We start from the raw sequence: 21,022 nt of genomic DNA on the forward strand, positions 1-21,022 counted from the left end.
GTAAGCAAAGTGAACGCTTTAGGACCGTCGCACCTGGCGATCCTCGCCGTCGCCGTGATCATCTTGTTCGGCGCCAAGCGCCTGCCCGACGCGGCGCGCTCGCTCGGTAAGTCGATGCGCATCTTCAAATCCGAGGTCCGCGAGCTGCAGAACGAGGCCAAGCCGGATTCGACCGCCAACTCGACCACCGTCTCCTCCGAGCGGGTCGATCCGCCGGCGGCCGGCGGTCCCTCGGCGTAGCCCGGCATCGCCGTCGCGGCATCCGCGTCTGATCTACTGTGCCCACGCTCGGAGCTCTGCGGCGGCTGGACCCGCGACTGCGTCGCAGCCGCACCAATCCCGACGGGACGATGTCGCTCGTCGATCACCTGCGTGAGCTGCGGACCCGGTTGCTGATCTCGCTTGCCGCGATCGTGGTCACCACCATCATCGGCTTCGTCTGGTACGGTCGGCCGTTGTTCGGGCTGGAGAGTCTCGGTGAGTGGCTGCGCCACCCGTACTGCGAGCTGCCGGCGTCCTCGCGCGCCGCGATCGCACCCGACGGGCAGTGCCGACTGCTGGCCACCGCGCCCTTCGACCAGTTCATGCTGCGGCTCAAGGTGGGGCTGGCCGCCGGAGTCGTGCTGGCCTGTCCGGTCTGGTTCTACCAGTTGTGGGCGTTCATCACGCCGGGGCTGTACCGCAAGGAGCGGCGCTTCGCGGTGGTGTTCGTCGTGTCTGCGGCGGTGCTGTTCGTCACCGGCGCCATCCTGGCCTATCTGGTGCTCTCCAAGGCGCTGGGTTTTCTGCTGACCGTGGGCAGCGATGTTCAGGTGACCGCGCTGTCCGGTGACCGCTATTTCGGATTCCTGCTCAACCTGCTGGTGGTGTTCGGCATCAGCTTCGAGTTCCCGCTGCTGATCGTCATGCTCAACCAGGTCGGGGTACTGAGCTACGCCCGGTTGAAGGAGTGGCGGCGCGGCCTGATCTTCGCGATGTTCGTGTTCGCGGCCTTCTTCACCCCCGGGTCGGACCCGTTCTCGATGATCGTGCTCGGCTGCACGTTGAGCCTGCTGCAGGAGTTCGCCATCCAGATCGCCCGACTGCACGACAAGCGCAAGGCCCGGCGGGAGGCCACCACGCAGCTACCCGACGACGCAGCCTCGCCGCTCGAGGCGCCGGCACCCGTGACAACCCCGCATGAGTAGTCCTCCCGGCACTCCCGGCGCCACTGAGCTCACCCGGTTCACCGCGGACCTGCCGTTCGGACTCGACGACTTCCAGCGCCGCGCGTGCCTGGCGCTGGCGGACGGTCGGGGAGTGCTGGTCTGCGCACCGACCGGCGCGGGCAAAACCGTGGTCGGCGAGTTCGCGGTGCACCTGGCGCTGGCCGCCGGCGGAAAGTGCTTCTACACCACCCCGATCAAGGCATTGAGTAACCAGAAGCACACCGACCTGGTGGCCCGTTACGGCAAGCACCGGGTCGGTTTGCTGACCGGCGATCTGTCGGTCAACGCCAACGCGCCGGTGGTGGTGATGACCACCGAGGTGTTGCGCAACATGCTCTACGCGGATTCACCCGCGCTGCAAGGGCTTTCCCACGTGGTGATGGACGAGGTGCACTTTCTGGCCGACCGGATGCGGGGCGCGGTCTGGGAGGAGGTCATCCTGCACCTGGCCGACGAAGTGCGGTTGGTCAGCCTCTCGGCGACGGTCAGCAACGCCGAGGAGTTCGGCGGCTGGATCCAGACGGTGCGCGGGGACACCGCTGTCGTCGTCGACGAGCACCGCCCGGTGCCGCTGTGGCAGCACATGATGGTCGGCAAGCGGCTTTTCGACCTGTTCGAGTCACGACCCGACACCGACGGGCAGGGAGCCGCCGGCCGGCCTCGCGTCGACCCACAACTGTTGCGGCACATCGCACATCGTCGCGAAGCCGACCGGCTCACCGACTGGTCGCCACGACGCCATGGCGGTCGGGGCGGCCCGGGGCGGCCGAGCTACCGGCCCCCGATGCGCCCGGACGTGATCGCGGTGCTGGATTCGGCCGGACTGCTGCCCGCGATCACCTTCGTGTTCTCCCGGGTCGGTTGCGATGCCGCCGTCAAACAGTGCCTGCGCTCACCGCTGCGGCTGACCACCGAGTCGGAGCGCGCCCGCATCGCCGAAGTGATCGACCACCGCTGCGGCGACCTCGCCGACGACGACCTGGACGTGCTGGGCTACTACGAATGGCGGGAGGGGCTGCTGCGCGGGCTGGCCGGCCACCACGCCGGGCTGCTGCCGGTGTTTCGCCACACCGTCGAAGAGCTGTTCGCCGCCGGCCTGGTCAAGGCCGTGTTCGCCACCGAAACCCTGGCGCTGGGCATCAACATGCCGGCCCGCACCGTGGTGCTCGAACGGTTGGTCAAGTTCAACGGTGAACAACATGCCGCCCTGACGCCGGGCGAATACACCCAATTGACGGGCCGGGCCGGGCGGCGCGGCATCGACGTCGAGGGCCACGCGGTGGTGCTGTGGCATCCGGGGGAGAGCACCGCCGACCCCGAGCAGGTGGCCGGCCTGGCGTCCACCCGTACCTTCCCGTTGCGCAGTTCGTTCGCCCCGTCCTACAACATGACGATCAATCTGGTCCAGCAGATGGGCCCCGAGCAGGCCCACCGGCTGTTGGAGCAGTCGTTCGCCCAGTACCAGGCCGACCGGTCCGTCGTCGGCCTGGTGCGCGGCGTCGAACGCGGCGAACGGACCCTCGAGGAGATCGCCGCCGAACTCGGCGGCCGCCATTCGCCGGTGCTCGACTACGCCCGGCTGCGGGCGAAGATCTCCGAACGGGAACGGGCCCAGGCGCGCGCCTCACGGCTGCAACGCCGTCGGGCCGCCAGTGACGCCCTGGCCGCGCTGCGCAAAGGCGACATCATCACCCTCGCGCGCGGTCGCCGCGGCGGTCTGGCAGTGGTGTTGCAGGCCGATCGGGATTCGGACGAGCCGCGGCCACTGGTGCTCACCGAGCATCGCTGGGCGGGCCGGATCTCCGCGGCGGACTACTCCGGCGCCGAGGGTCCGATCGGCTCCATGAACCTGCCCAAGCGGGTGGAGCACCGCCAGCCGCGGGTCCGCCGCGATCTGGCCTCGGCGTTGCGGTCGGCGGCAGAAGGTCTGGCGGCGCCGAAGCCGCGCGGCCGACGCGGCGGCGGGGCCCAGGAGGACCCGGTGGATCCGGAGCTGGCCGCACTGCGGCAACGGATGCGCGACCATCCCAGCCACAGCGACGCCGACCGCGAGGACAAGGTCCGCACCGCCGAGCGTTACCTGCGCGTGGAGGCCGACAATGCGCAACTGCGCAAGAAGGTCGACGCGGCGACCAACTCGCTGGCCCGCACCTTCGACCGGATCGTCGGCCTGTTGGCCGAACGCGGCTTCATAACGACCGGTGACGGCGATCCGAAGGTGACCGCGGATGGCCGGATGTTGGCCCGGATCTACAGCGAGAGCGACCTTTTGGTCGCCGAATGCCTACGCACCGGCGCGTGGGACGGGTTGGGGCCCGCCGAACTGGCCGCGGTCGTCTCCGCGGTGCTCTATGAGTCCCGCGGTGCGGACGGCCCGGACGGCCCTCCGACCCCGTACCCGCCCACCGAGCCGGTGCGCCGCGCACTGCACCGGACCCGCAAGCTCTCGGCGACGCTGCGAGCCGACGAGAGCCGGCACCGTATCGCCCCCAGCCGCGAACCCGACGAAGGGTTCGTCGCCGCCGTGTACCGCTGGGCCCGCACCGGCGACCTGGCGTCGGCGTTGGACGCCTCGGAGGGATTGGCGGCCGGTTCCGCGGCGTCGTTGTCGGCGGGTGACTTCGTGCGCTGGTGCCGCCAGGTGCTCGACCTGCTGGATCAGCTGCGCAATGCGGCGCCCGGCGCCGAATTGCGGACGACCGCAAAACAGGCGATCGACACGGTTTTACGCGGCGTCGTCGCCGTTGACGCCGGGTAGGCTGGTCCGGGCGCTACGGTGGAGAGCCGGCGGTGATCAGCACCCGCTACGTGAGAGGACTTGAGGAACAACGATGAGCGGACCGCAGGGATACGACCCGACGCAGCCGTGGCAGCCTCAGCAGCCCGGGCAGCCCGAAGAGCAGCCCGGCAGCGGGCAGGGACCTGCAGCCGGCGCCGAGCAGCAGTGGCAGCCGCCGGCCTACACGCCGTCGCAGTACCCGCAGTCCTACCCGTCGGCACCGCAGTATCCCGGCTACCCGCAGCCGGAGCAGTACGGCCAGCCCGGCGGTTACGGCCAACCCACCCAGTACGGCCAGCCCGGCGGTTACGGCCAACCCACCCAATACGGCCAACCCGGCCAGTACGGTCAACCCGGCCAGTACGGTCAGCCCGGCCAGTACGGTCAGTATCCGCAGCAGCCGGGCCAGTTCGGCCAGCCCGGCTCCGGCGGCAAGCGCCCGACGGCGCTGGTGGGCACCGTGCTCGCCGCGTGCCTGGGCATCGCCGCACTGGTGGTGCTGGTGCTGGGCTTCTGGAAGCCCGGGTTCTTCGTGACCACCAAACTCGATATCGACAAGGCGCAGCAGGGCGTGCAGCAGATCCTGGCCGACCAGACCAACGGCTACGGCGCCAAGAACGTCAAGGACGTGCGCTGCAACAACGGTCAGAGCCCGGTGGTCAAACAAGGCGACACGTTCAACTGCGAGGTCAGTATCGACGGCACCAAGCGCCAGGTGACCGTCACCTTCCAGGACAACTCCGGCACCTACGAGGTCGGCCGGCCCAAGTAGTCCGCGTTGACCCGGCTCAGTCCGGCAGCGTGTCCAGGGCCCGCTGCAGCCGGGCGATCGAAGACCCGACACCGAGTCGGTCCGCCAGCTCGGCGACCCGGGCCGGGTCGGCAGCCACCCGCGGCAGGGTGTCCGAGGGCGTCGACAGCGTGACCAGCGCGTCGGTGGCCACCCGCACCACCGGACCGGCGGCGGCGATGTAGTCGCGGGCCGCCTGCAGCTTGGCCCGCACCCCCTTGGCCATCGCGGAAGCCGGATCGGCGGCAGCGGCCAGGACCGCCGCCAACGAACCGTACTGGGCCAGCAGCCCGACCGCGGTCTTCTCGCCGACGCCGGGCACTCCGGGCAGCCCGTCGGACGGATCACCGCGCAGCAGCGCCATTTCGGCGTAAGCGGCGCCGGCCCGCTGCGCCGGCAGCCCGTAGCGCTCGGCCACTTCCGCGGGCCCGAACAGCGTCGCCCGTGCCAGCCCGCGTCCCAGGTAGAGCACCGACACCGGTACCGGCTGCTCAGCGACAACCTGCAGCAGATCCCGATCCCCGCTGACGACGATCACCGGGTCACGCCGCTCCGCTGCCGCCAGCGTGCCCAGTACGTCGTCGGCCTCGTGGTCGGGGGCGCCGGCGGTAGCGATCCCGAAGGCATCGAGCAGTTCGATGATCATGTCCACCTGCGGACTGAGCTCGTCGGGGACCTCCTCGATGTCGGTGCCATCGGCGTCGTCCGGTGCTTCTTGGGCCACCCGGTGCGCCTTGTAGGACGGCACCAGGTCCACCCGCCACTGCGGGCGCCAGTCCAGATCCAGACAGACCGCCAGCCGACCGGGTTCGTGGCGGGTGATCAGGGTGGCCACCGAGTCGAAGAAGCCGCGCACCGCGTTCACCGGCCGACCGTCGGGCGCGGTGATCGAGGACGGCACCCCGAAATAGGACCGGAACCACATACTGGCACCGTCGAGCAACAGCACGGGAGCAGGCATGGCAGCCACCCTATTTGCCGCTAGTCACCCCGCGAAACGGAACACTACGACACCTCTCAGGCGTGTCGCGTCGTGAGTTTCCCACTCGCCGACCGGATAGCCTGATGTGCGTGACTTCCCGGTTCGACAGCAGCGTCTACGCCCACCGCCTGGCCGCCGCGGCAGCCGCCGCCGCGAAAGCCGGCCTGGCCGGCCTGGTGATCACACCGGGCTATGACCTGCGCTACCTGACCGGGTCGCGGGCTCAGACCTTCGAACGGCTCACCGCGCTGGTATTGCCGGCGTCGGACCCGCCCACCATGGTGGTGCCGCGACTGGAGCTGGCGGCGCTGCGCGAATCCGCGGTGGCGGATCTGGGCGTGGCGGTGCGCGACTGGGTCGACGGCGAGGACCCCTACCGCATGGTGGGTGAGGCGCTGGGGGGCCGGCCGGCGACCGCGGCGGTCACCGATGCGATGTCGGCGCTGCATCTGCTGCCGCTGATCGATGTTCTCGGCGCCGCCCCGGTGCTGGCCACCGCTGTGCTACGTCAACTGCGAATGATCAAGGACCCCAGCGAGATCAACGCGCTGCGCAAAGCCGGCGCGGCGATCGACCGGGTGCATGCCCGGGTACCGGAGTTTCTGGTGCCGGGCCGCACCGAAGCCGACGTCGCCGCCGACATCGCCGAGGCGATCGTGGCCGAGGGCCATTCGGAGGTGGCCTTCATCATCGTCGGTTCGGGCCCGCACGGCGCCGACCCCCACCACGAGTGCTCGCAGCGTGAACTTGCCGCCGGCGACATCGTGGTCGTCGACATCGGCGGCCCGGTCGAACCCGGATACCACTCCGACTCGACTCGGACCTACAGCTTGGGCGAGCCGGAACCGGTGGTGGCCCAACGGTATTCGGTGTTGCAGCGAGCACAACGTGCCGCGGTCGACAGCGTCCGTCCGGGAGTCACCGCGCAGCAGGTCGACGCCGCGGCACGCGATGTGCTGGCCGAGGCGGGGCTGGCGGAATACTTCGTGCACCGCACCGGCCACGGCATCGGCCTGTCGGTGCACGAAGAGCCTTACATCGTCGCCGGTAATGACCTCGCGCTGGCGGCCGGGATGGCGTTCTCGATCGAACCCGGCATTTACTTCCCCGGCGAGTGGGGCGCACGTATCGAGGACATCGTGATCGTCACCGCCGACGGCGCCGAGTCACTGAACAACCGGCCTCACGAGCTGGTGGTGGTCGAGGTCTAGCGGGTACCGCGGTCGAGCAGATCCGCCGACCCCAGCACCCGTTCCACCTGCACCTCGATCACCACGCGCTGCGGATTGACCCGCGGGGTCCGGTATCGCTGGGCGTAGCGCAGCTCGGCGTCGCGGACGGCGGCGACAGCGTCGTTGACCGTCGCGCGGCCCTCCAGCGAGAGCCAGCGCGCGCCGTCGACCTGGCTGAGCACGGCCACACCGGCACGGTCGGCGTTGACCGCCTTCTGCGAGCCGCCGGTGGTGATCACCCGAGCGATATGGGTTTTCGGGTCGAACGTGAAACCGACCGCGACCACATGGGGTGAGTTGTCGGCGCGCAGGGTGGTCAACATCGCCAGGTGGCGCTCAGTGAGAAACGCCAGTGCGTCACTGGTGAGCCGGGTCGTCGCGTTCGCCATCACCGTTCACGCTAGCGCAGGCGATAATCACAGCCGTGAACGACACGGTTGACGGGCCGGTGGTGGTTTTCGGCGGGCGCAGTGAGATCGGGGGAGAACTGGCCCGCCGGCTGGCGCCCGGGGCGACAGTGGTGCTGGCCGCCAGGTCCGCTGACCGGCTCGACGCGGAGGCCGCCGCGGTGCGCAACGCGGGAGCCGTGGCCGTGCACACCGTCGAGTTCGACGCCGACGACCTGGCGAGCCACGGGCCGCTGGTCGCGCGGCTCATCGCCGAGCACGGACCGATCGGCACGGCCGTGGTGGCCTTCGGGATGCTGGGCGACCAGGTACGCGCCGAGGCCGACGCCGCGCACGCGGTGGCCATCGTCCACACCGACTACGTCGCTCAGGTCAGCCTGCTCACTCACCTGGCCACGGCGATGCGAGCCGCCGGCCGGGGACGCATGGTGGTGTTCTCGTCGGTGGCCGGAGTGCGGGTGCGGCGCGCCAACTACGTCTACGGCTCGGCCAAAGCCGGCCTCGACGGGTTCGCCGGCGGGCTTGCCGATGCGCTGCACGGCAGCGGGGTGGGGTTGCTGATCGTCCGCCCCGGGTTCGTGATCGGACGGATGACCGACGGCATGAAACCGGCTCCGTTGGCCAGCACCCCGGCGCAGGTGGCGGCGGCGACGGCCCGCGCACTGGCCCGCGGGCGGCGCACGGTCGCGGTTCCCCGGCGGCTGCGGATGATGTTCGTCGTGATGCGACTGGTGCCACAGACCCTCTGGCGCCGGATGCCGCGGTGAGGCCCGAATAGCCCCTGCTACCGGGCAATTTCGGGCCGTCGGAACGCCCTAACCTATCAAGTTAATTAACATTCACATGTAAATCACATGTGATGAGCTGGTTTCCGCCCGCCGAACAGGACTATGGTGTAAAACCATGGACGACCGTGATAAAGACCCCTCGGTGGTGCTGCCGTACCTGATCGGCCGGCCGCTGCCCGCCACCGAGGTTTACGAGGCCTTTGGCTACCGCAAATCCGCCTATTACAAGGCGGCCCACGAGGGCAGGCTGATCACCGCCGACAACCTGCTGCGGGTTGCCCAGCACTTCGGCCTGAACGCCGTGGACCTGCTGGTGCGCTACGGCCTGATCTCGCCCGACGCGGTGGCCGCCTACATCGACTCGGCGCCGCCGACGGCCCCGCCGTTGCCCAAGATCGCCGAACTGCACCCGGTCGCGAGCCGGCCCCCGCTGTAGCCGCGCCGGCGCAGCTCACCCGTTGGCGGATCGTCCCCGGCGCCGCGGCGCCGGGCGAGTAGATTCGCCACTGTGGCCCCAACCTTCGCCGAGATCGCCAAATCCGACTACTTATTGCTGACCACGTTCACCAAGGACGGTCGCGCCAAGCCCACCCCGGTATGGGCCGCCCCGGATGGCGATCGGCTCTTGGTGATCACCCAGGAGTCCTCCTGGAAGGTCAAGCGGATCCGCAACAGCCCGCGCGTCACCTTGGCGCCGTGCGACATGCGGGGCCGGCCCAAGGGCGAGGCCATCGAGGCGGTGGCCGCCGTGCTGGACAAGGCTCACAACGGCGCCGTCTACGCCGCGATCGCCAAGCGCTACCCGATCATCGGCCGAGTGTTCAACGTGTTCAGCAAACTGCGCGGCGGGATGCGCACCAATGTCGGGCTGGCGTTGACGCCGGCTGCCGGCTGAGCCCGGCGATTCAGCGAGGCTCGACGAAGGAGAGGCGAAGCTGGGATCGCCGCATGAACCCGGCGGTTCAGCGAGCCTCGACGGCGGAGAGGCGAAGCTGGGACCGCCGAATAAGCCACGACTGCGTCACATATAGTGGACTTTAATCATTAAAATTAGGATGGTTGGTCCGAACCACCCGCCGACAACGAGGAGTTCCCGTGGCCGCCTTCACCTCCGACCAGATCCTCGGCGACATCGTCACCGCCGACCCGTCGACGACCCGCATCCTGAGCAGGTTCGGGATCGACTTCTGCTGCCACGGCCAGCGGACGCTGCGTGATGCGTGCGCCGCCGACGGCGTCAACGCCGACGAGTTGCTCGCGGCGCTGAACAGCTCCGGTGAGCCCGCTCAGCGCGCCGACTGGGCCGACTTCGACGACACCTCGCTGATCGCCCACATCGTCAGCACCCATCACCGGTTCCTCTGGGACGAGTTCCCGCGGCTGGCGGAGCTGGTCGACAAGGTGGCGCGGGTGCACGGGCCCAACCACGGTGAGCTGGTACGCGTCCGCGAGCTCTTCCATCAGTTGCGCGCCGGCATGGAACCACACCTGCGCACCGAGGAGACCATGCTGTTCCCCGAGATCAGCCTGCGGGCCGGCCGGCCAGACCGGCCGCTCTCCGACGAGCTGCGCAACGAGCTGGCCGAGAACCAGCAGGAGCACGACAACGCCGGCCACCTGCTCGCCGAACTGCGCAAGCTCACCGACGACTACACCGTTCCGGCGGACGCCTGCGCCAGCTACACAGCGATGCTGGCCGGCCTGGCGGACCTGGAGAGCGACATCCACCTGCACGTGCACAAGGAGAATAACGTGCTGTTCCCGCGGGTACTCGCCGAAGCCGGCAGCCCAGCCTGAGCTCAGCCGGCAGCCTGCAGGTGTTCGCCGAAGAACGCGAACACCCGCGCCCAGGCGTCGGCGGTCGCGGCCTCGTTGTAGCCGAAGCCGGCGATGCGCAGCAGCGGCTGGGCCGGCAGGTTGTTGGCGAAGCTGTGACCGGCTCCCGGATAGGTCTTGATGTCGTGCGGGATGTCGTGGTGCTCGACAACCCGGCGTAGCCGGTCGGGCGCGCCTCGGCCCAGCGGATCACGGCCGCCGAAGCTGGCGACGATCGGGCAGGCGCCGCTGAGGGTCTCCTCGAGATGCCGGGGCAGTGGGGTGCCGTAGAACGGGGCCGAGGCTCCGAACCCCTTGGGCGACAAGACCAGTGAGAACTGCCCGCCCATGCAGAAGCCGGCGATTCCGACCTTGCCCGAGCATTCCGGCACGCCCAGCAGGTGATCGCGGGCGGCCAGGATGTCATCCAGCGCGCGGCCACGCTGGGTCAGCAGTTCCCGGAATACCCGGGTGATACAGCGTGCCCGGCCGCCGCGGGAGTACAGGTTGGGCGACACGGCCAGATAGCCCGCGTCGGCGATGCGCTCGGAGATGGCTTTCATGTCCGCGGCGTAACCGATCGCATCGTGGACCACCACCACGCCGGGCCACGGTCCGGGCCCTTCCGGAATGTCCAGCAGCGCTTCGATGGGCCCGTCGGGAGTGGCAATGTCGATGGTCGTCATGGCCTCAAGGTATTCCCCGGGGCGCCGGGTGGGAACCTCCTCGACGGTTCAGACGTTGGGGTGGCATGGCGAGCGCTGTGTTGCGGATCGTGCTGATCTACGTCTTGGTCGAGTCGGCGGCGGTTGCCGCGCTGATCTGGGGGATCGGTTTCGGCTGGACCGCACTGCTGTTGTTGGGCGCATTTCTGGTGGGCCTGGCATTGTCGGCCGGGCAGATCAAGCGCCAGGTAGCCCGGTTGCGTTCCGGCGCGGGGCAGCGTGTGCTCGCCGACGGTGGGCTGATCGCGGCGGGCACGCTGCTGGTCGTGGTCCCCGGACCGGTGACCACGCTGGCGGGCCTGGCACTGCTGGCGCCTCCGACCAGGGCTGCTGCCCGCCCGCTGCTGGCCGGGGCGGCAGCCGCCGGGCTCGGCCGTCGCACACCACTGGTGGCTGCCACGGTCGTCGGTCGACGCTGGTACACCGCCCGGCGCACGCCGGGCCGCCGCACCGACTACATCGACGCCGAATTCGTCGACGTCACCGAGACCCACCGGCCCGCCCTGTCCCGCGGTTGATCCGACACCCCGTACTTTCTACGTCGTGACCGTTGTGCCCGGGGCTCCCACGTCGCTGTTGCTCGGCGGACGTATCCACAGCCCGAGTCATCCCGATGCCACCGCGATGGCCGTCCGCGACGGGGTGGTCGCCTGGCTGGGCAGCGACGCCGTCGGTCGCGAGCAGTTTCCGCAAGCCGACGTCACCGACCTCGACGGGGCTTTGGTGACGCCGGGTTTCGTCGACAGCCATGTCCATGTCACCGAGACCGGGCTGTGCCGCACCGGCCTGGATCTGCGGCCGGCCAGCTCACAACGGCACTGCCTGCAGTTGATCGCCGATTACGCGGCGGCTCATCCCGACCAGCCGATCTGGGGGCACGGTTGGGACGAGTCGGGCTGGCCCGACGGTGCCGCCCCGGACACCGAAGCGCTCGACGCGGTGGTGGGCGAGCGCCCGGCCTACCTGTCCCGGGTCGATGCCCACTCGGCGCTGGCTTCGAGCGGGCTGCGCAAGCGGGTGCCGAAACTGTCGGCGGACTCCGGCATCGGGCCGCTGTCCGGCTCCGACCACCACCTGGTTCGCGCCGCGGCCCGAGAGCTGCTCACCGCACCGCAGCGCGCCGCTGCCCGCACCGCCGCCCTGGATGCCGCCGCCGCGGTGGGCATCGTCGCGGTCCACGAGTGCGCCGGCCCGGACATCGGCGGCTCCGATGACTGGCGGGAGTTGCGGGCACTGCACCACGGTGTCGAGGTCATCGGTTACTGGGGCGAACCGGTCACCAGTGCCGCCCGGGCCCGCGAACTGCTCGCCGACACCGGCGCCCGGGGTCTGGCCGGCGATCTGTTCGTCGACGGTGCGCTGGGCTCACACACCGCCTGGCTGCATGAGCCCTACGCCGACGCCGCCGGCTGCACCGGGGTGTGTCACCTGGACGCCGAGTCCGTCGCCGCCCATCTGTGGGCGTGTACCGAGGCCGGGGTGACCGCCGGGTTCCACGTCATCGGGGACGCCGCGGTATCCGCGGTGACCACGGCGCTGCAGCAGGTGGTGCAGCACTTCGGAGTCGCGGCGGTGGCGGCCTGCGGGCACCGGCTGGAGCATCTGGAGATGGTCAGCGTCGAGCAGGCCGCCCAGCTGGGATCGTGGGGCGTGATCGCCAGCATGCAGCCGGGATTCGACGCGCTGTGGGGCGGCGACGACGGCATGTACGCCCAGCGGTTGGGCGCGCAACGCGCCGCGGGACTGAACCCGTTCGCGCTGTTAGCATCCCGAGGCGTGCCCCTCGCGTTCGGTTCCGACAGCCCGGTCACCGAGCTCGATCCGTGGGCCGCGGTCCGCGCGGCCGCGCACCACCGCACGCCGGGCAGCGCGGTGTCGATGCGGGCGGCATTCGCCGCCGCAACACGCGGTGGCTGGCGCGCCGCCGGCATCAACGACGGCATCAGCGGCACCCTGGTGCCCGGCGCACCGGCCTCCTACGCCGTCTGGGAGCCCACCCGGCTGGCCGTCGAGGCGCCCCGCGACACGGTTCAGCGATGGTCGACCGATCCGCGCTCACGGGTGCCGGCGCTACCGGTACTGGAGCCGGGCGACTCACCGTTGTGTCGGCGCACCGTGCACCGGGGTGTGGTGCTGCATGGCTGAGACCACCGACCATCCCGACACCGTGGTCGATGCCGGCCCGAATCGGTTGGAACGCCTCGGTATCGCGGCAGCCGACCGCTGGGCCCAACTGGCGGCGTCGGTGTTGGCCGGGATGCTGCTTCGGGCCAGCTTCCCGCCGCTGAACTGGTGGTGGGCGGCGATCCTGGCCTTCGGGCTGCTGGGGTGGGTGCTCATTCGCCGCGAGACCACCCTGGCCGGCGGTTTCGGTTACGGCCTGCTGTGCGGCCTGGCGTTCTATCTGCCGCTGCTGCCGTGGGTGGGCGGGCTGGTCGGCGCGCTGCCCTGGCTGATGCTGGCGCTGCTGTGCGCGCTGTTTCCCGCCGTATTCGGGGCGGCGGCGGTGGCGGTGCGCAATCTGGCGGGCTGGCCGGTGTGGTTCGCGTTGCTGTGGGCCGCGCAGGAATGGGCGAAGTCGGTGATCCCGTTCGGCGGATTCCCTTGGGGGGCTGTCGGATACGGCCAGACGGCCGGACCGCTGCTGCCGCTGGTGGCGCTCGGCGGGGTGCCGCTGCTGTCGCTGGCCGTGGCGCTGACCGGCTGTGCCGGGACCGCGCTGAGCGTCGAGATCATCCGGTGGCTGCGGTCGGATACACCGCCGACCGCGGACAACGGCCGCCCGCCGGCGGTGCTGCTACCCGGCCTGTGCATCTGTCTGGTGCTGTTGTCGGCGGTGGTGGTGTGGCCCGGGGTGCGCCGCTCCGGCGCGGGCGCCGGTGACGACCCGGCGATCACGGTGGCGGCGGTGCAGGGCAACGTGCCGCGGCTCGGGCTGGACTTCAACGCCCAGCGCCGCCAGGTGTTGGACTATCACGTCCGGGAAACGCTGCGGTTGGCCGACGACGTCGAGGCCGGGCGGGCGGCCGCGCCGTTGTTCGTGATCTGGCCGGAGAACGCGTCCGATATCGATCCGATGGCGAACGCCGATGCCGCGCGAGAGATCACCATGGCCGCCCAGGCGATCGACGCCCCGATCCTGGTGGGCACCGTGCGTGCGGCGCCCGGCTGGACCCGGGAGAACCCGGTGGCGACGAACTCGGTGCTGGTGTGGGATCCGCAGACCGGTCCGGGGGAGAGCCACGACAAGCGGATCGTGCAGCCGTTCGGGGAGTACCTGCCGTGGCGCGGGTTCTTCCGTCACCTGTCCGGCTACGCCGACCGGGCAGGCTATTTCGTGCCGGGCGGCGGCGACGGCGTGGTGCATGTCGCGGGCGTTCCGGTCGGCGTGGCCACCTGCTGGGAGGTGATCTTCGACCGGGCGCCCCGGGAATCGGTCTTGGCCGGCGCCCAGCTGCTGGCGGTGCCGTCGAACAACGCCACGTTCGACGAGGCGATGAGCGAGCAGCAGCTGGCGTTCGCCAAGGTGCGCGCGGTCGAGCATGACCGCTACGTCGTCGTCGCCGGCACCACCGGGATCAGCGCGGTGGTCGCTCCCGACGGGCGCGAACTGGCCCGCACGGCGTTCTTCGAACCCGCCTACCTGGACGCTCACGTGCGGCTCAAGACCGCGCTGACCCCGGCCACCCGGTGGGCGCCGATCCTGCAGTGGGTGCTGCTCGGCGCGGCTGTTGCCGGCCTGCTGGCGGCAGTACGGCAAAATGGTCGCTTCACATGGTTCAAGCGTCGTAGCACCGGCGCCGATGTTGACTCCGAGGAGCGGCGCCGATGAGTGATCGTCCCAGCCTGCACACGCTGGTGGTGGTTCCCACCTACAACGAGTTGGAGAATCTGCCGATCATCCTCGGCCGGCTGCAGCAGGCCCGCCCAGACGTGCACGTCCTGGTGGTCGACGACGGCAGCCCCGACGGGACCGGCAAGCTCGCCGACGAGCTGGCCGCCGCGGACCCGGAGCGTATCCACGTGATGCACCGCACCGCCAAGGCCGGCCTGGGCGCGGCCTATCTCGCCGGTTTCGCTTGGGGGCTGGCCCGCCATTACGAGGTGATCGTCGAGATGGATGCCGACGGCAGCCATGCCCCCGAGCAGCTGTACCGGCTGCTGGAGGCGATCGACGCGGGAGCCGACGTGGCGATCGGTTCGCGCTACGTCGACGGCGGCGCGGTGCGCAACTGGCCGGTGCGCCGCCTGGTGCTGTCCAAGACCGCCAACACCTATGCCCGGCTACTGCTGGGGGTGGGTATCCACGACATCACCGCCGGGTACCGGGCCTACCGCCGCGGGGTGCTGGAGAAGATCGGTCTGGACGCGGTGGACTCCAAGGGCTACTGCTTCCAGGTCGACCTCACCTGGCGGGCGGTCAACAACGGTTTCACCATCGCCGAGGTGCCGATCACGTTCACCGAGCGCGAACTGGGCGTCTCCAAGATGAGCGGCTCCAACATCCGCGAAGCGATGGTCAAGGTCGCCCGCTGGGGGATCGGCGGCCGGATCAACCGGCTCCGGGGCCGGCGCGGCTGAGAAAACCCGGGGGCTCAGCCGCGGCGGCGGCTCTTGATCAGGTCCAGGCGCTCCTTGAGCAGCTCTTCGAGGTCTTCGATCGAGCGGCGCTCCAACAGCATGTCCCAGTGGGTGCGCGGCGGCTTGACCTTCTTCGGCTCGGGCACGTCGCCCTCGAGCAGGGTGCCCTCCAGGCCGTTGCGGCACATCCAGGTGCCCGGGATCTCCGCGTCGTCGGCGAACGGAACCTCGAACTCTTCACCGTTGTCGGTGCGGTACCGCGCCATCCGGCGTGGCGCCAAGTCATGGTTGCGGTCGGTCTCGTAGCTCACGGCACCCAGTCGACTGCCCCGCAGTACACGATCAGCCATGACCCACACTCCTTAGAACCTGTTTGTCTTCGAATTCGTCTCGCATTGACAACGCGAGCGGGCCCTGTGCAGTTCCCGGCGCACGCGGCACAGCCCCTAATGATACCGGGATCGGCGCAACGGCCGGACTAAGGTGTTCAGGCGTGCCGCGCAGTCCCCGCCCCCAACCCTGTCGCTGGTGCGGCCGCGACGTGGGCGACGCCGGGATCGGCCGGCGCCGACAGTACTGTCGGCAATCTTGCCGGCAGCGCGCCTACGAGCAGCGTGCCCTGATCAGCAGCGGTAAGACGACCGTGCTGGCGCCCGATTCGGTGGTGCTCTCCGCCGAGGAGGCGACGGCCTTGTCCGACCGGGTGTATCAGGTGCGGTGCGCGGCCGAGGACATCGCGACCGCCCTGGCCGAGGACGCGCCACACGATGAGCTGCGGCAGCTGTGTGAGGCGTTGCTGCAGGCCGTCGAATCCGCCGACCGGTGGCGTTGAAGCGTCAGCTGGCGCAGCTGTACAGCTTGCCGGCGTCGGCGGGCGGCGGCACCGGACGCAGGCAGCCGAACACGCCGATCTCTTCCGGGCTGAACCGCACCGCCGAGCGGTGCGCGTAGTTCACGCAGAACAACCCGGCCCGATCCGCCCGGCAGCGGTAGTCGCCGAACGACAGCACCGCTCCGTCGGGCAGTTCGGCCCCTTCGCCGTGCAGGAATCGGCCCGGGTCGCCGTGAGCAGACCCGACACGCAGCGTGTCGCCGGCGTAGTCGACCCAGCCGCCCTTCCACTGCCCGTAGATCTGCTCGGGCTGCGCCGGCGGGTTCACCAGGTCCACCACGCAGGCCAGCGGGCTGTCGGCGGAGTCGGAATCGGTCATGCATTTGGTGGCGCGGCGCGGCGCGGCCGAGACGGTGAACGCGACGTCCTCGATCAGGTCGGTGGTGGCGCCGTCGCGGGTCGCGCTGTGGTAGCCGGCGGCGTCCACGAGCCGGCCGGCCTCGATCCAGGCGATGACGTCGGCGATCGGCGCGCCGGGGGCGGGAGCGGCCGCCGGCTTCGGCGACGTCGAGGCCGGCGGGGCCGCTGATGACGGTGCGCTGGTAGCCGTGGTACTCGACCCGCTCGGGGTCGGCTCCGGCTCGTCGACCGTCGCGCGGGAGCATCCGGCGAGCAACAGCAATACGACGATGAGCCCGGTGAGACGCATGCCGTTAGGCTAGCCGCCGGCCGGTTCGCTAACGTTCGGCTCATGCATGACAACCCTGTGCAGGCCAGCATCGCCACCGGTGTCGTGGAGGGTTTCGCCCGCGACGGGGTGCGCCGGTGGCGTTCCATTCCGTATGCCCGGCCGCCGGTGGGCCCACTCCGCTTTCGGGCGCCCGAGCCTGCTGAGCCGTGGTCGGGGGTACGGCATTGCCACGGGTTCACCAACTGCGCGCCCCAGGCGCGGATGTACACCATGCTGGGCCCGGGCCGCTTCCAGCCCACCAGTGAGGACTGCCTGACCCTCAACGTGGTGGCCCCCGAGGAAGCCGGTGACGGCCCGCTGCCGGTCATGGTGTTCATCCATGGTGGCGGCTACATTCTGGGCAGCTCGGCCACCCCGATCTACGACGGGGCGGCGCTGGCCCGCCGCGGCTGCGTGTACGTGTCGGTCAACTACCGGCTCGGTGCGCTCGGCTGCCTGGATCTGTCGTCGCTGTCGACCTCCGCGGTCACCGTGGACAGCAACCTGTATCTGCGGGATCTGGTGTTGGCGCTGCGCTGGGTCCGCGAGAACATCGCGGCGTTCGGCGGCGACCCCGGCAATGTCACCATTTTCGGCGAGAGCGCCGGTGCGCACATCGTCGCCACGCTCCTGGCGGTGCCGCAAGCCGAGGGTCTGTTCGCCCGGGCGATCGCCGAGAGTCCCGCTGCCGGCATGGTTCGCGGTCCCGAAGTGGCCGCCGAGTTCGCCGACCGGTTCGCGGCGCTGCTGGGGGTGCGTTCCCCCGACGCCGCGCACACCCTGCTGCGCGTGTCGCCGGCCGAGCTGCTGGCAGCCCAGGACCGGTTGCTCGCCGACGGCACCCGCGACATGCTCGGCGCGTTCCCGATCGGGCCGGTGTTCGGCGACGACCTGTTGCCGCTGGACCCGGTCGAGGCGATGCGACGGGGTTCGGCCCACCAGGTACCACTCATCGTCGGCAGCAACGCTCACGAGGGCCGGTTGTTCACCCGGTTCTTGAAGATGTTGCCGACGACCGAGCCGATGGTCGAGGCGGTGCTGGCCAACACCGAGGCGGGCGTGCGCGACCGCATCATCGCCGCCTACCCCGATTACCCCGACCGGAAGGCCTGCATCCGCTTGGGCGGCGACTTCGCCTTCAACGCGGCGGTGTGGGAGATCGCCGAAGCGCACGGGGCGCACGCACCCACCTACGTCTATCGCTACGACTACGCGCCGCGGATGCTGCGCTGGTCGGGGATGGGCGCCACGCATGCCACCGAACTGTTCGCCGTGTTCGACGTCTACCGCAGCGGCGGTCTCGGCCGGCTGCTCACTGCCGGCGCGGACCGGCGGGCGGCGCTGCGGGTCAGTGGCCAGGTGCAGCGGCGCTGGCGGGCATTCGGCCGGGACGGAGTGCCCGGCGACGACTGGCCGGCCTACGACCGATCCGACCGTGCCGTCATGGTGTTCGACCACAAGACACGGGTGGAGTTCGACCCGTCGCCGGAGCGCCGGATGGCCTGGGCGGGGTTCACCCTGGCGCGCTAGCGATCGGGCGCGCCGCCGATCAGGTGCGAATCACCCGGGTGCCGCCGGCCAGCTCATCGTGCTTGCCCTGTTTGGTCGCGCTGCCGCTGATCGTCACCGCGATCACGAGATAGGCGACGAAGGCCAGCAGCGGACCGAGGTAGGGCAGTACCGCCAGCAGCGTGAAGGCATTGCGGACGGCCGACTGACCCAGCGTGGGCTTGGATGCACCGTCGGGTCCGCGCACCGCCAGCCCGAGCAGCCGTTTGGCCGGGCTGGACCCCTGGGTGACCTCGAACAAGACGAAGTAGCCGTAGGTCAGCACGCCGGAGAACAGGCCGGTCACCAGGAACGGGTAGTCGTCGGCGAACACGAACAGTGACAGCGCGAAGGCCACGATGCTGACCAGCACACCGTCGATGAGCCGGGCCCAGAAGCGCCTGCCCAGGCCACCCGGCTTGTGCCCCCATGTGGGCTGCTGTCCCCAGCCCTGCGGCGGCGGGTAGGGGCCGGGCTGGCCATAACCGGGGCCGTTCGGGCCGAAATCGCCGCTTGCCATCAGATGCGCTCCTGACCACGTTGGATGTCCGCCAATGTACCGTGGCGGACCGGGACGAAACGGGATTCTGCGCCCACTATCTGACCGGCGTTGCTCTACCCGGCCGGCTGGAGCGCAGCCGTCGAGGCGGCGGTGCTGGCAGCCGTCGGCGTGTCGTGGGTGATCTACGGCCGGGCCGTGCTGCGGCGCCGGCGATACGGTGGTGATCATGCGGGCGCTGATCATCGTCGACGTGCAGAACGACTTCTGTGACGGCGGCGCGCTGCCGGTGACCGGCGCTGTCGCGGTCGCCCACGGCATCACCCGTTACCTCGACAGCGAGACCGCACGCGACCGCTACCACTACGTCGTGGCGACCAAAGACTGGCACATTGACCCCGGTGGGCACTTCTCGCAGCGGCCGGACTACGTGACGTCGTGGCCGCCGCATTGCCGTGCCGGAACACCCGGTGCGGATCTTCATCCCGCGCTGCGCACCGACCGGATCGACGCCGTCTTCACCAAAGGTGACTACGACGCCGGCTACAGCGGATTCGGCGGCGTCGACGACGCCGGCACCGCCCTGGGCGACTGGCTGCACCAGCGCAACGTGGACCGTGTCGATGTGGTCGGCGTCGCGACCGACTACTGTGTGCGCCGCACCGCCGAGGACGCGGTCCGCGCCGGGTTCGCCACCGCGGTGCTGCCGCAACTGACCGCGGGGGTGGCCGCCGACTCGGCGGCCGCTGCGCTGACGGCAATGCGCAGCGCCGGTATCGCTGTGGGGGAGGAAGCCCGATGACGGACTCGATAGCGCAAGATCTGCTGGCCACCGTCGAGCAGTCGCCGGTCGCGGCCGCCGCCCACGACCGGACCGGCTGGGTGGGTCTGTTCAGCGCCGACGGCCAGGTGGAGGACCCGGTGGGCTCCCGCCCGCACGTCGGTGCCGAACAGATCGGCCGGTTCTACGACACGTTCATCGGGCCGCGCGGCATCACCTTCCACCGCGACCTGGACATCGTGCGCGGCACGACGGTGGTGCGGGACCTGGAACTCGAGGTCGCGATGGGGCCATCGGTGATCATGCACATCCCGGCGATTCTGCGATATGACCTGACCGAGGACGACCTGACCGCGAACGACCTCACCGAGGCCGGCCGCCGATGGAGGCTGCGGCGGTTGCGGGCCTACTGGGAACTGCCGGCGATGATGCGCCGGTTCCTCGGCAACGGCGTTGCGGCGACGCCCGCCGCGGTTCAGCTGTCGCGATCACTGCTGCGCAACCAACGCCTCGCCGGCACCGCCGGGTTCACCGCCGGATTTCGCCGTCCGGCCGGCCGGGGCAAAAGGCCGGTGCGGGCGTTCCTCGCCGCCGTCTCCTCCGGCGAGTTGTCCACTGTCACTGCGGCGCTATCACCCGCTGTGACAATGACCTACGGCGATGACACCGCCATCGATCTCGCCGAGCTCGCCACCCGGCTGGTGGGCGCCCGCCCGACGAAGTTGCTGGCGGCCGGCCGCACCGTCGCGGTTTCCCTCACCGCTGCGCAGCAGCGCGGGGTGCTGTTCGCCGACGTGGACCGCGGCGGCCGGGCGATCACCACGATCCGGTACTTCGCAGAAGACTGAGTCGCCGGTCCCGGCGAGGATAAGCTCAACGGCGTGCCAAGCTTTCGAATCGCCGAAGTCGCCGAATTGCTCGGGGTCAGCGACGACACCGTGCGGCGCTGGATCGACTCCGGTCGCCTGTCGGCGTCCACGGGCAGTGGACCTCGGGTGGTCGACGGAGCCGAGCTGGCGCGGTTCGCCCAGGAGCGCGCGTCAGTGGAGCCGGTGTCGCGCAATCCGGTGGTGGGCCAGTCCGCCCGTAACCGGCTGGTCGGGCTGGTCACCAACGTGACCCGTGACACGGTGATGGCGCAGGTCGATGTGCAGGCCGGTCCCTTCCGGCTGGTGTCGCTGGTCAGCCGGGAGGCCGCCGACGAACTGCAGTTGCAGCCCGGCAGCCTGGTCGTCGCGTCGGTGAAGGCCACCAACGTCGTGCTGGAACTGCCGCGCCGGGCCGGTTCCGCCGGTCACACCGATCCGGCGGCCGAGTTCGGATAG

General features: G+C 70.2%; 24 protein-coding genes. 18 read left to right on the top strand and 6 right to left on the bottom strand.

The genetic code is table 11. The annotated features are described in order from the left end of the window. Positions 1 to 9 precede the first annotated feature (9 nt). The 4 genes from tatA to G6N19_RS19590 all read left to right on the top strand — a co-directional run bounded on the left by tatA (position 10) and on the right by G6N19_RS19590 (position 4,759). Positions 10 to 240 (top strand): Sec-independent protein translocase subunit TatA, encoded by a 231-nt coding sequence (gene tatA, locus G6N19_RS19575; RefSeq protein ID WP_013829048.1) that lies wholly within the window; start codon positions 10 to 12, stop codon positions 238 to 240. Positions 241 to 350: 110 nt separating this feature from the next. Next, positions 351 to 1,187 carry a twin-arginine translocase subunit TatC gene (gene tatC / locus G6N19_RS19580; protein ID WP_013829047.1) on the top strand — a complete coding sequence of 279 codons (837 nt, stop codon included), beginning with the start codon at positions 351 to 353 and terminating at the stop codon, positions 1,185 to 1,187. Next, positions 1,180 to 3,966, top strand: a complete 2,787-nt coding sequence (locus G6N19_RS19585; protein WP_193465483.1) for a DEAD/DEAH box helicase — start codon at positions 1,180 to 1,182, stop codon at positions 3,964 to 3,966. Before tatC ends, G6N19_RS19585 begins: the two co-directional genes overlap by 8 nt. A 73-nt stretch (positions 3,967 to 4,039) precedes the next feature. Continuing rightward, complete coding sequence (locus tag G6N19_RS19590) at positions 4,040 to 4,759, top strand: DUF4333 domain-containing protein (protein WP_013829045.1); 720 nt, start codon at positions 4,040 to 4,042, stop codon at positions 4,757 to 4,759. A gap of 16 nt (positions 4,760 to 4,775) precedes the next feature. On the opposite strand, the gene G6N19_RS19595 is transcribed toward G6N19_RS19590, so the two are convergent. Further along, on the bottom strand, positions 4,776 to 5,738 hold the full coding sequence (locus G6N19_RS19595) for a 5'-3' exonuclease (protein ID WP_193465484.1): 963 nt from the start codon (positions 5,736 to 5,738) through the stop codon (positions 4,776 to 4,778). Between the two features lie 104 nt (positions 5,739 to 5,842). Here G6N19_RS19595 and G6N19_RS19600 point away from each other — a divergent pair, with 104 nt between their 5' ends. Next, positions 5,843 to 6,970 (top strand): M24 family metallopeptidase, encoded by a 1,128-nt coding sequence (locus tag G6N19_RS19600; RefSeq protein ID WP_193465485.1) that lies wholly within the window; start codon positions 5,843 to 5,845, stop codon positions 6,968 to 6,970. On the opposite strand, the gene G6N19_RS19605 is transcribed toward G6N19_RS19600, so the two are convergent. Then, a complete protein-coding gene (locus G6N19_RS19605; RefSeq protein WP_013829042.1) occupies positions 6,967 to 7,380 on the bottom strand; it encodes a F420-dependent biliverdin reductase in 414 nt (137 codons plus the stop codon). The two genes, G6N19_RS19600 and G6N19_RS19605, sit on opposite strands and share 4 nt — an antisense overlap. A 35-nt stretch (positions 7,381 to 7,415) precedes the next feature. Between G6N19_RS19605 and G6N19_RS19610 the strand changes: the two genes are divergently transcribed. The 4 genes from G6N19_RS19610 (at position 7,416) to ric (ending at position 9,983) form a co-directional block, all read left to right on the top strand. Then, the gene (locus G6N19_RS19610; protein ID WP_013829041.1) at positions 7,416 to 8,165 is read left to right on the top strand and encodes an SDR family NAD(P)-dependent oxidoreductase; all 750 of its coding nucleotides are present in this window, start codon (positions 7,416 to 7,418) and stop codon (positions 8,163 to 8,165) included. Positions 8,166 to 8,301: 136 nt separating this feature from the next. Next, positions 8,302 to 8,622, top strand: coding sequence for a hypothetical protein (locus tag G6N19_RS19615; RefSeq protein ID WP_041317948.1), 321 nt, complete (start codon positions 8,302 to 8,304; stop codon positions 8,620 to 8,622). Between the two features lie 72 nt (positions 8,623 to 8,694). Continuing rightward, complete coding sequence (locus G6N19_RS19620) at positions 8,695 to 9,081, top strand: PPOX class F420-dependent oxidoreductase (protein WP_013829039.1); 387 nt, start codon at positions 8,695 to 8,697, stop codon at positions 9,079 to 9,081. 200 nt (positions 9,082 to 9,281) lie between these two features. Further along, complete coding sequence (ric, locus tag G6N19_RS19625; protein WP_013829038.1) at positions 9,282 to 9,983, top strand: iron-sulfur cluster repair di-iron protein; 702 nt, start codon at positions 9,282 to 9,284, stop codon at positions 9,981 to 9,983. Positions 9,984 to 9,985: 2 nt separating this feature from the next. Here the strand turns inward: ric and G6N19_RS19630 are convergent, their stop codons facing one another. After that, complete coding sequence (locus G6N19_RS19630; protein ID WP_193465486.1) at positions 9,986 to 10,687, bottom strand: dienelactone hydrolase family protein; 702 nt, start codon at positions 10,685 to 10,687, stop codon at positions 9,986 to 9,988. A 65-nt stretch (positions 10,688 to 10,752) separates the two neighbouring features. Here G6N19_RS19630 and G6N19_RS19635 point away from each other — a divergent pair, with 65 nt between their 5' ends. The 4 genes from G6N19_RS19635 to G6N19_RS21840 all read left to right on the top strand — a co-directional run bounded on the left by G6N19_RS19635 (position 10,753) and on the right by G6N19_RS21840 (position 15,307). Further along, positions 10,753 to 11,244 (top strand): FxsA family protein, encoded by a 492-nt coding sequence (locus G6N19_RS19635; protein WP_013829036.1) that lies wholly within the window; start codon positions 10,753 to 10,755, stop codon positions 11,242 to 11,244. A 106-nt stretch (positions 11,245 to 11,350) separates the two neighbouring features. Beyond that, positions 11,351 to 12,871 (top strand): amidohydrolase, encoded by a 1,521-nt coding sequence (locus G6N19_RS19640; RefSeq protein WP_083038333.1) that lies wholly within the window; start codon positions 11,351 to 11,353, stop codon positions 12,869 to 12,871. Further along, complete coding sequence (gene lnt / locus G6N19_RS19645) at positions 12,864 to 14,558, top strand: apolipoprotein N-acyltransferase (RefSeq protein WP_083038298.1); 1,695 nt, start codon at positions 12,864 to 12,866, stop codon at positions 14,556 to 14,558. Before G6N19_RS19640 ends, lnt begins: the two co-directional genes overlap by 8 nt. Beyond that, the gene (locus G6N19_RS21840; protein WP_083038299.1) at positions 14,555 to 15,307 is read left to right on the top strand and encodes a polyprenol monophosphomannose synthase; all 753 of its coding nucleotides are present in this window, start codon (positions 14,555 to 14,557) and stop codon (positions 15,305 to 15,307) included. The genes lnt and G6N19_RS21840 overlap by 4 nt, the downstream gene beginning before the upstream one ends. A gap of 14 nt (positions 15,308 to 15,321) precedes the next feature. On the opposite strand, the gene G6N19_RS19655 is transcribed toward G6N19_RS21840, so the two are convergent. After that, entirely contained in the window at positions 15,322 to 15,657 is a 336-nt protein-coding gene (locus G6N19_RS19655) for an RNA polymerase-binding protein RbpA (RefSeq protein WP_013829032.1), read from the bottom strand. A 143-nt stretch (positions 15,658 to 15,800) separates the two neighbouring features. Here G6N19_RS19655 and G6N19_RS19660 point away from each other — a divergent pair, with 143 nt between their 5' ends. Beyond that, positions 15,801 to 16,139, top strand: coding sequence for a hypothetical protein (locus tag G6N19_RS19660; RefSeq protein ID WP_041317945.1), 339 nt, complete (start codon positions 15,801 to 15,803; stop codon positions 16,137 to 16,139). Positions 16,140 to 16,143: 4 nt separating this feature from the next. On the opposite strand, the gene G6N19_RS19665 is transcribed toward G6N19_RS19660, so the two are convergent. Further along, positions 16,144 to 16,848: a hypothetical protein gene (locus G6N19_RS19665; protein WP_013829030.1), complete on the bottom strand. Its 705-nt coding sequence runs from the start codon at positions 16,846 to 16,848 to the stop codon at positions 16,144 to 16,146. Between the two features lie 42 nt (positions 16,849 to 16,890). On the opposite strand from G6N19_RS19665, the gene G6N19_RS19670 reads away from it, so the two are divergent. Then, positions 16,891 to 18,399: a carboxylesterase/lipase family protein gene (locus tag G6N19_RS19670; protein WP_041317942.1), complete on the top strand. Its 1,509-nt coding sequence runs from the start codon at positions 16,891 to 16,893 to the stop codon at positions 18,397 to 18,399. Positions 18,400 to 18,418: 19 nt separating this feature from the next. On the opposite strand, the gene G6N19_RS19675 is transcribed toward G6N19_RS19670, so the two are convergent. Beyond that, complete coding sequence (locus G6N19_RS19675; RefSeq protein WP_013829027.1) at positions 18,419 to 18,937, bottom strand: RDD family protein; 519 nt, start codon at positions 18,935 to 18,937, stop codon at positions 18,419 to 18,421. Positions 18,938 to 19,145: 208 nt separating this feature from the next. Here G6N19_RS19675 and G6N19_RS19680 point away from each other — a divergent pair, with 208 nt between their 5' ends. Genes G6N19_RS19680 through G6N19_RS19690 form a run of 3 tightly spaced genes read left to right on the top strand, consistent with a single transcriptional unit; the run spans position 19,146 to position 21,022 of the window. Next, positions 19,146 to 19,718, top strand: a complete 573-nt coding sequence (locus G6N19_RS19680; RefSeq protein WP_041319851.1) for an isochorismatase family protein — start codon at positions 19,146 to 19,148, stop codon at positions 19,716 to 19,718. Then, positions 19,715 to 20,545: a ketosteroid isomerase family protein gene (locus G6N19_RS19685; protein WP_193465487.1), complete on the top strand. Its 831-nt coding sequence runs from the start codon at positions 19,715 to 19,717 to the stop codon at positions 20,543 to 20,545. Before G6N19_RS19680 ends, G6N19_RS19685 begins: the two co-directional genes overlap by 4 nt. Positions 20,546 to 20,578: 33 nt before the next feature. Further along, positions 20,579 to 21,022: a TOBE domain-containing protein gene (locus G6N19_RS19690; RefSeq protein ID WP_013829024.1), complete on the top strand. Its 444-nt coding sequence runs from the start codon at positions 20,579 to 20,581 to the stop codon at positions 21,020 to 21,022.

The organism is Mycobacterium novum, assembly GCF_010726505.1.
GTDB lineage: Bacteria > Actinomycetota > Actinomycetes > Mycobacteriales > Mycobacteriaceae > Mycobacterium > Mycobacterium algericum.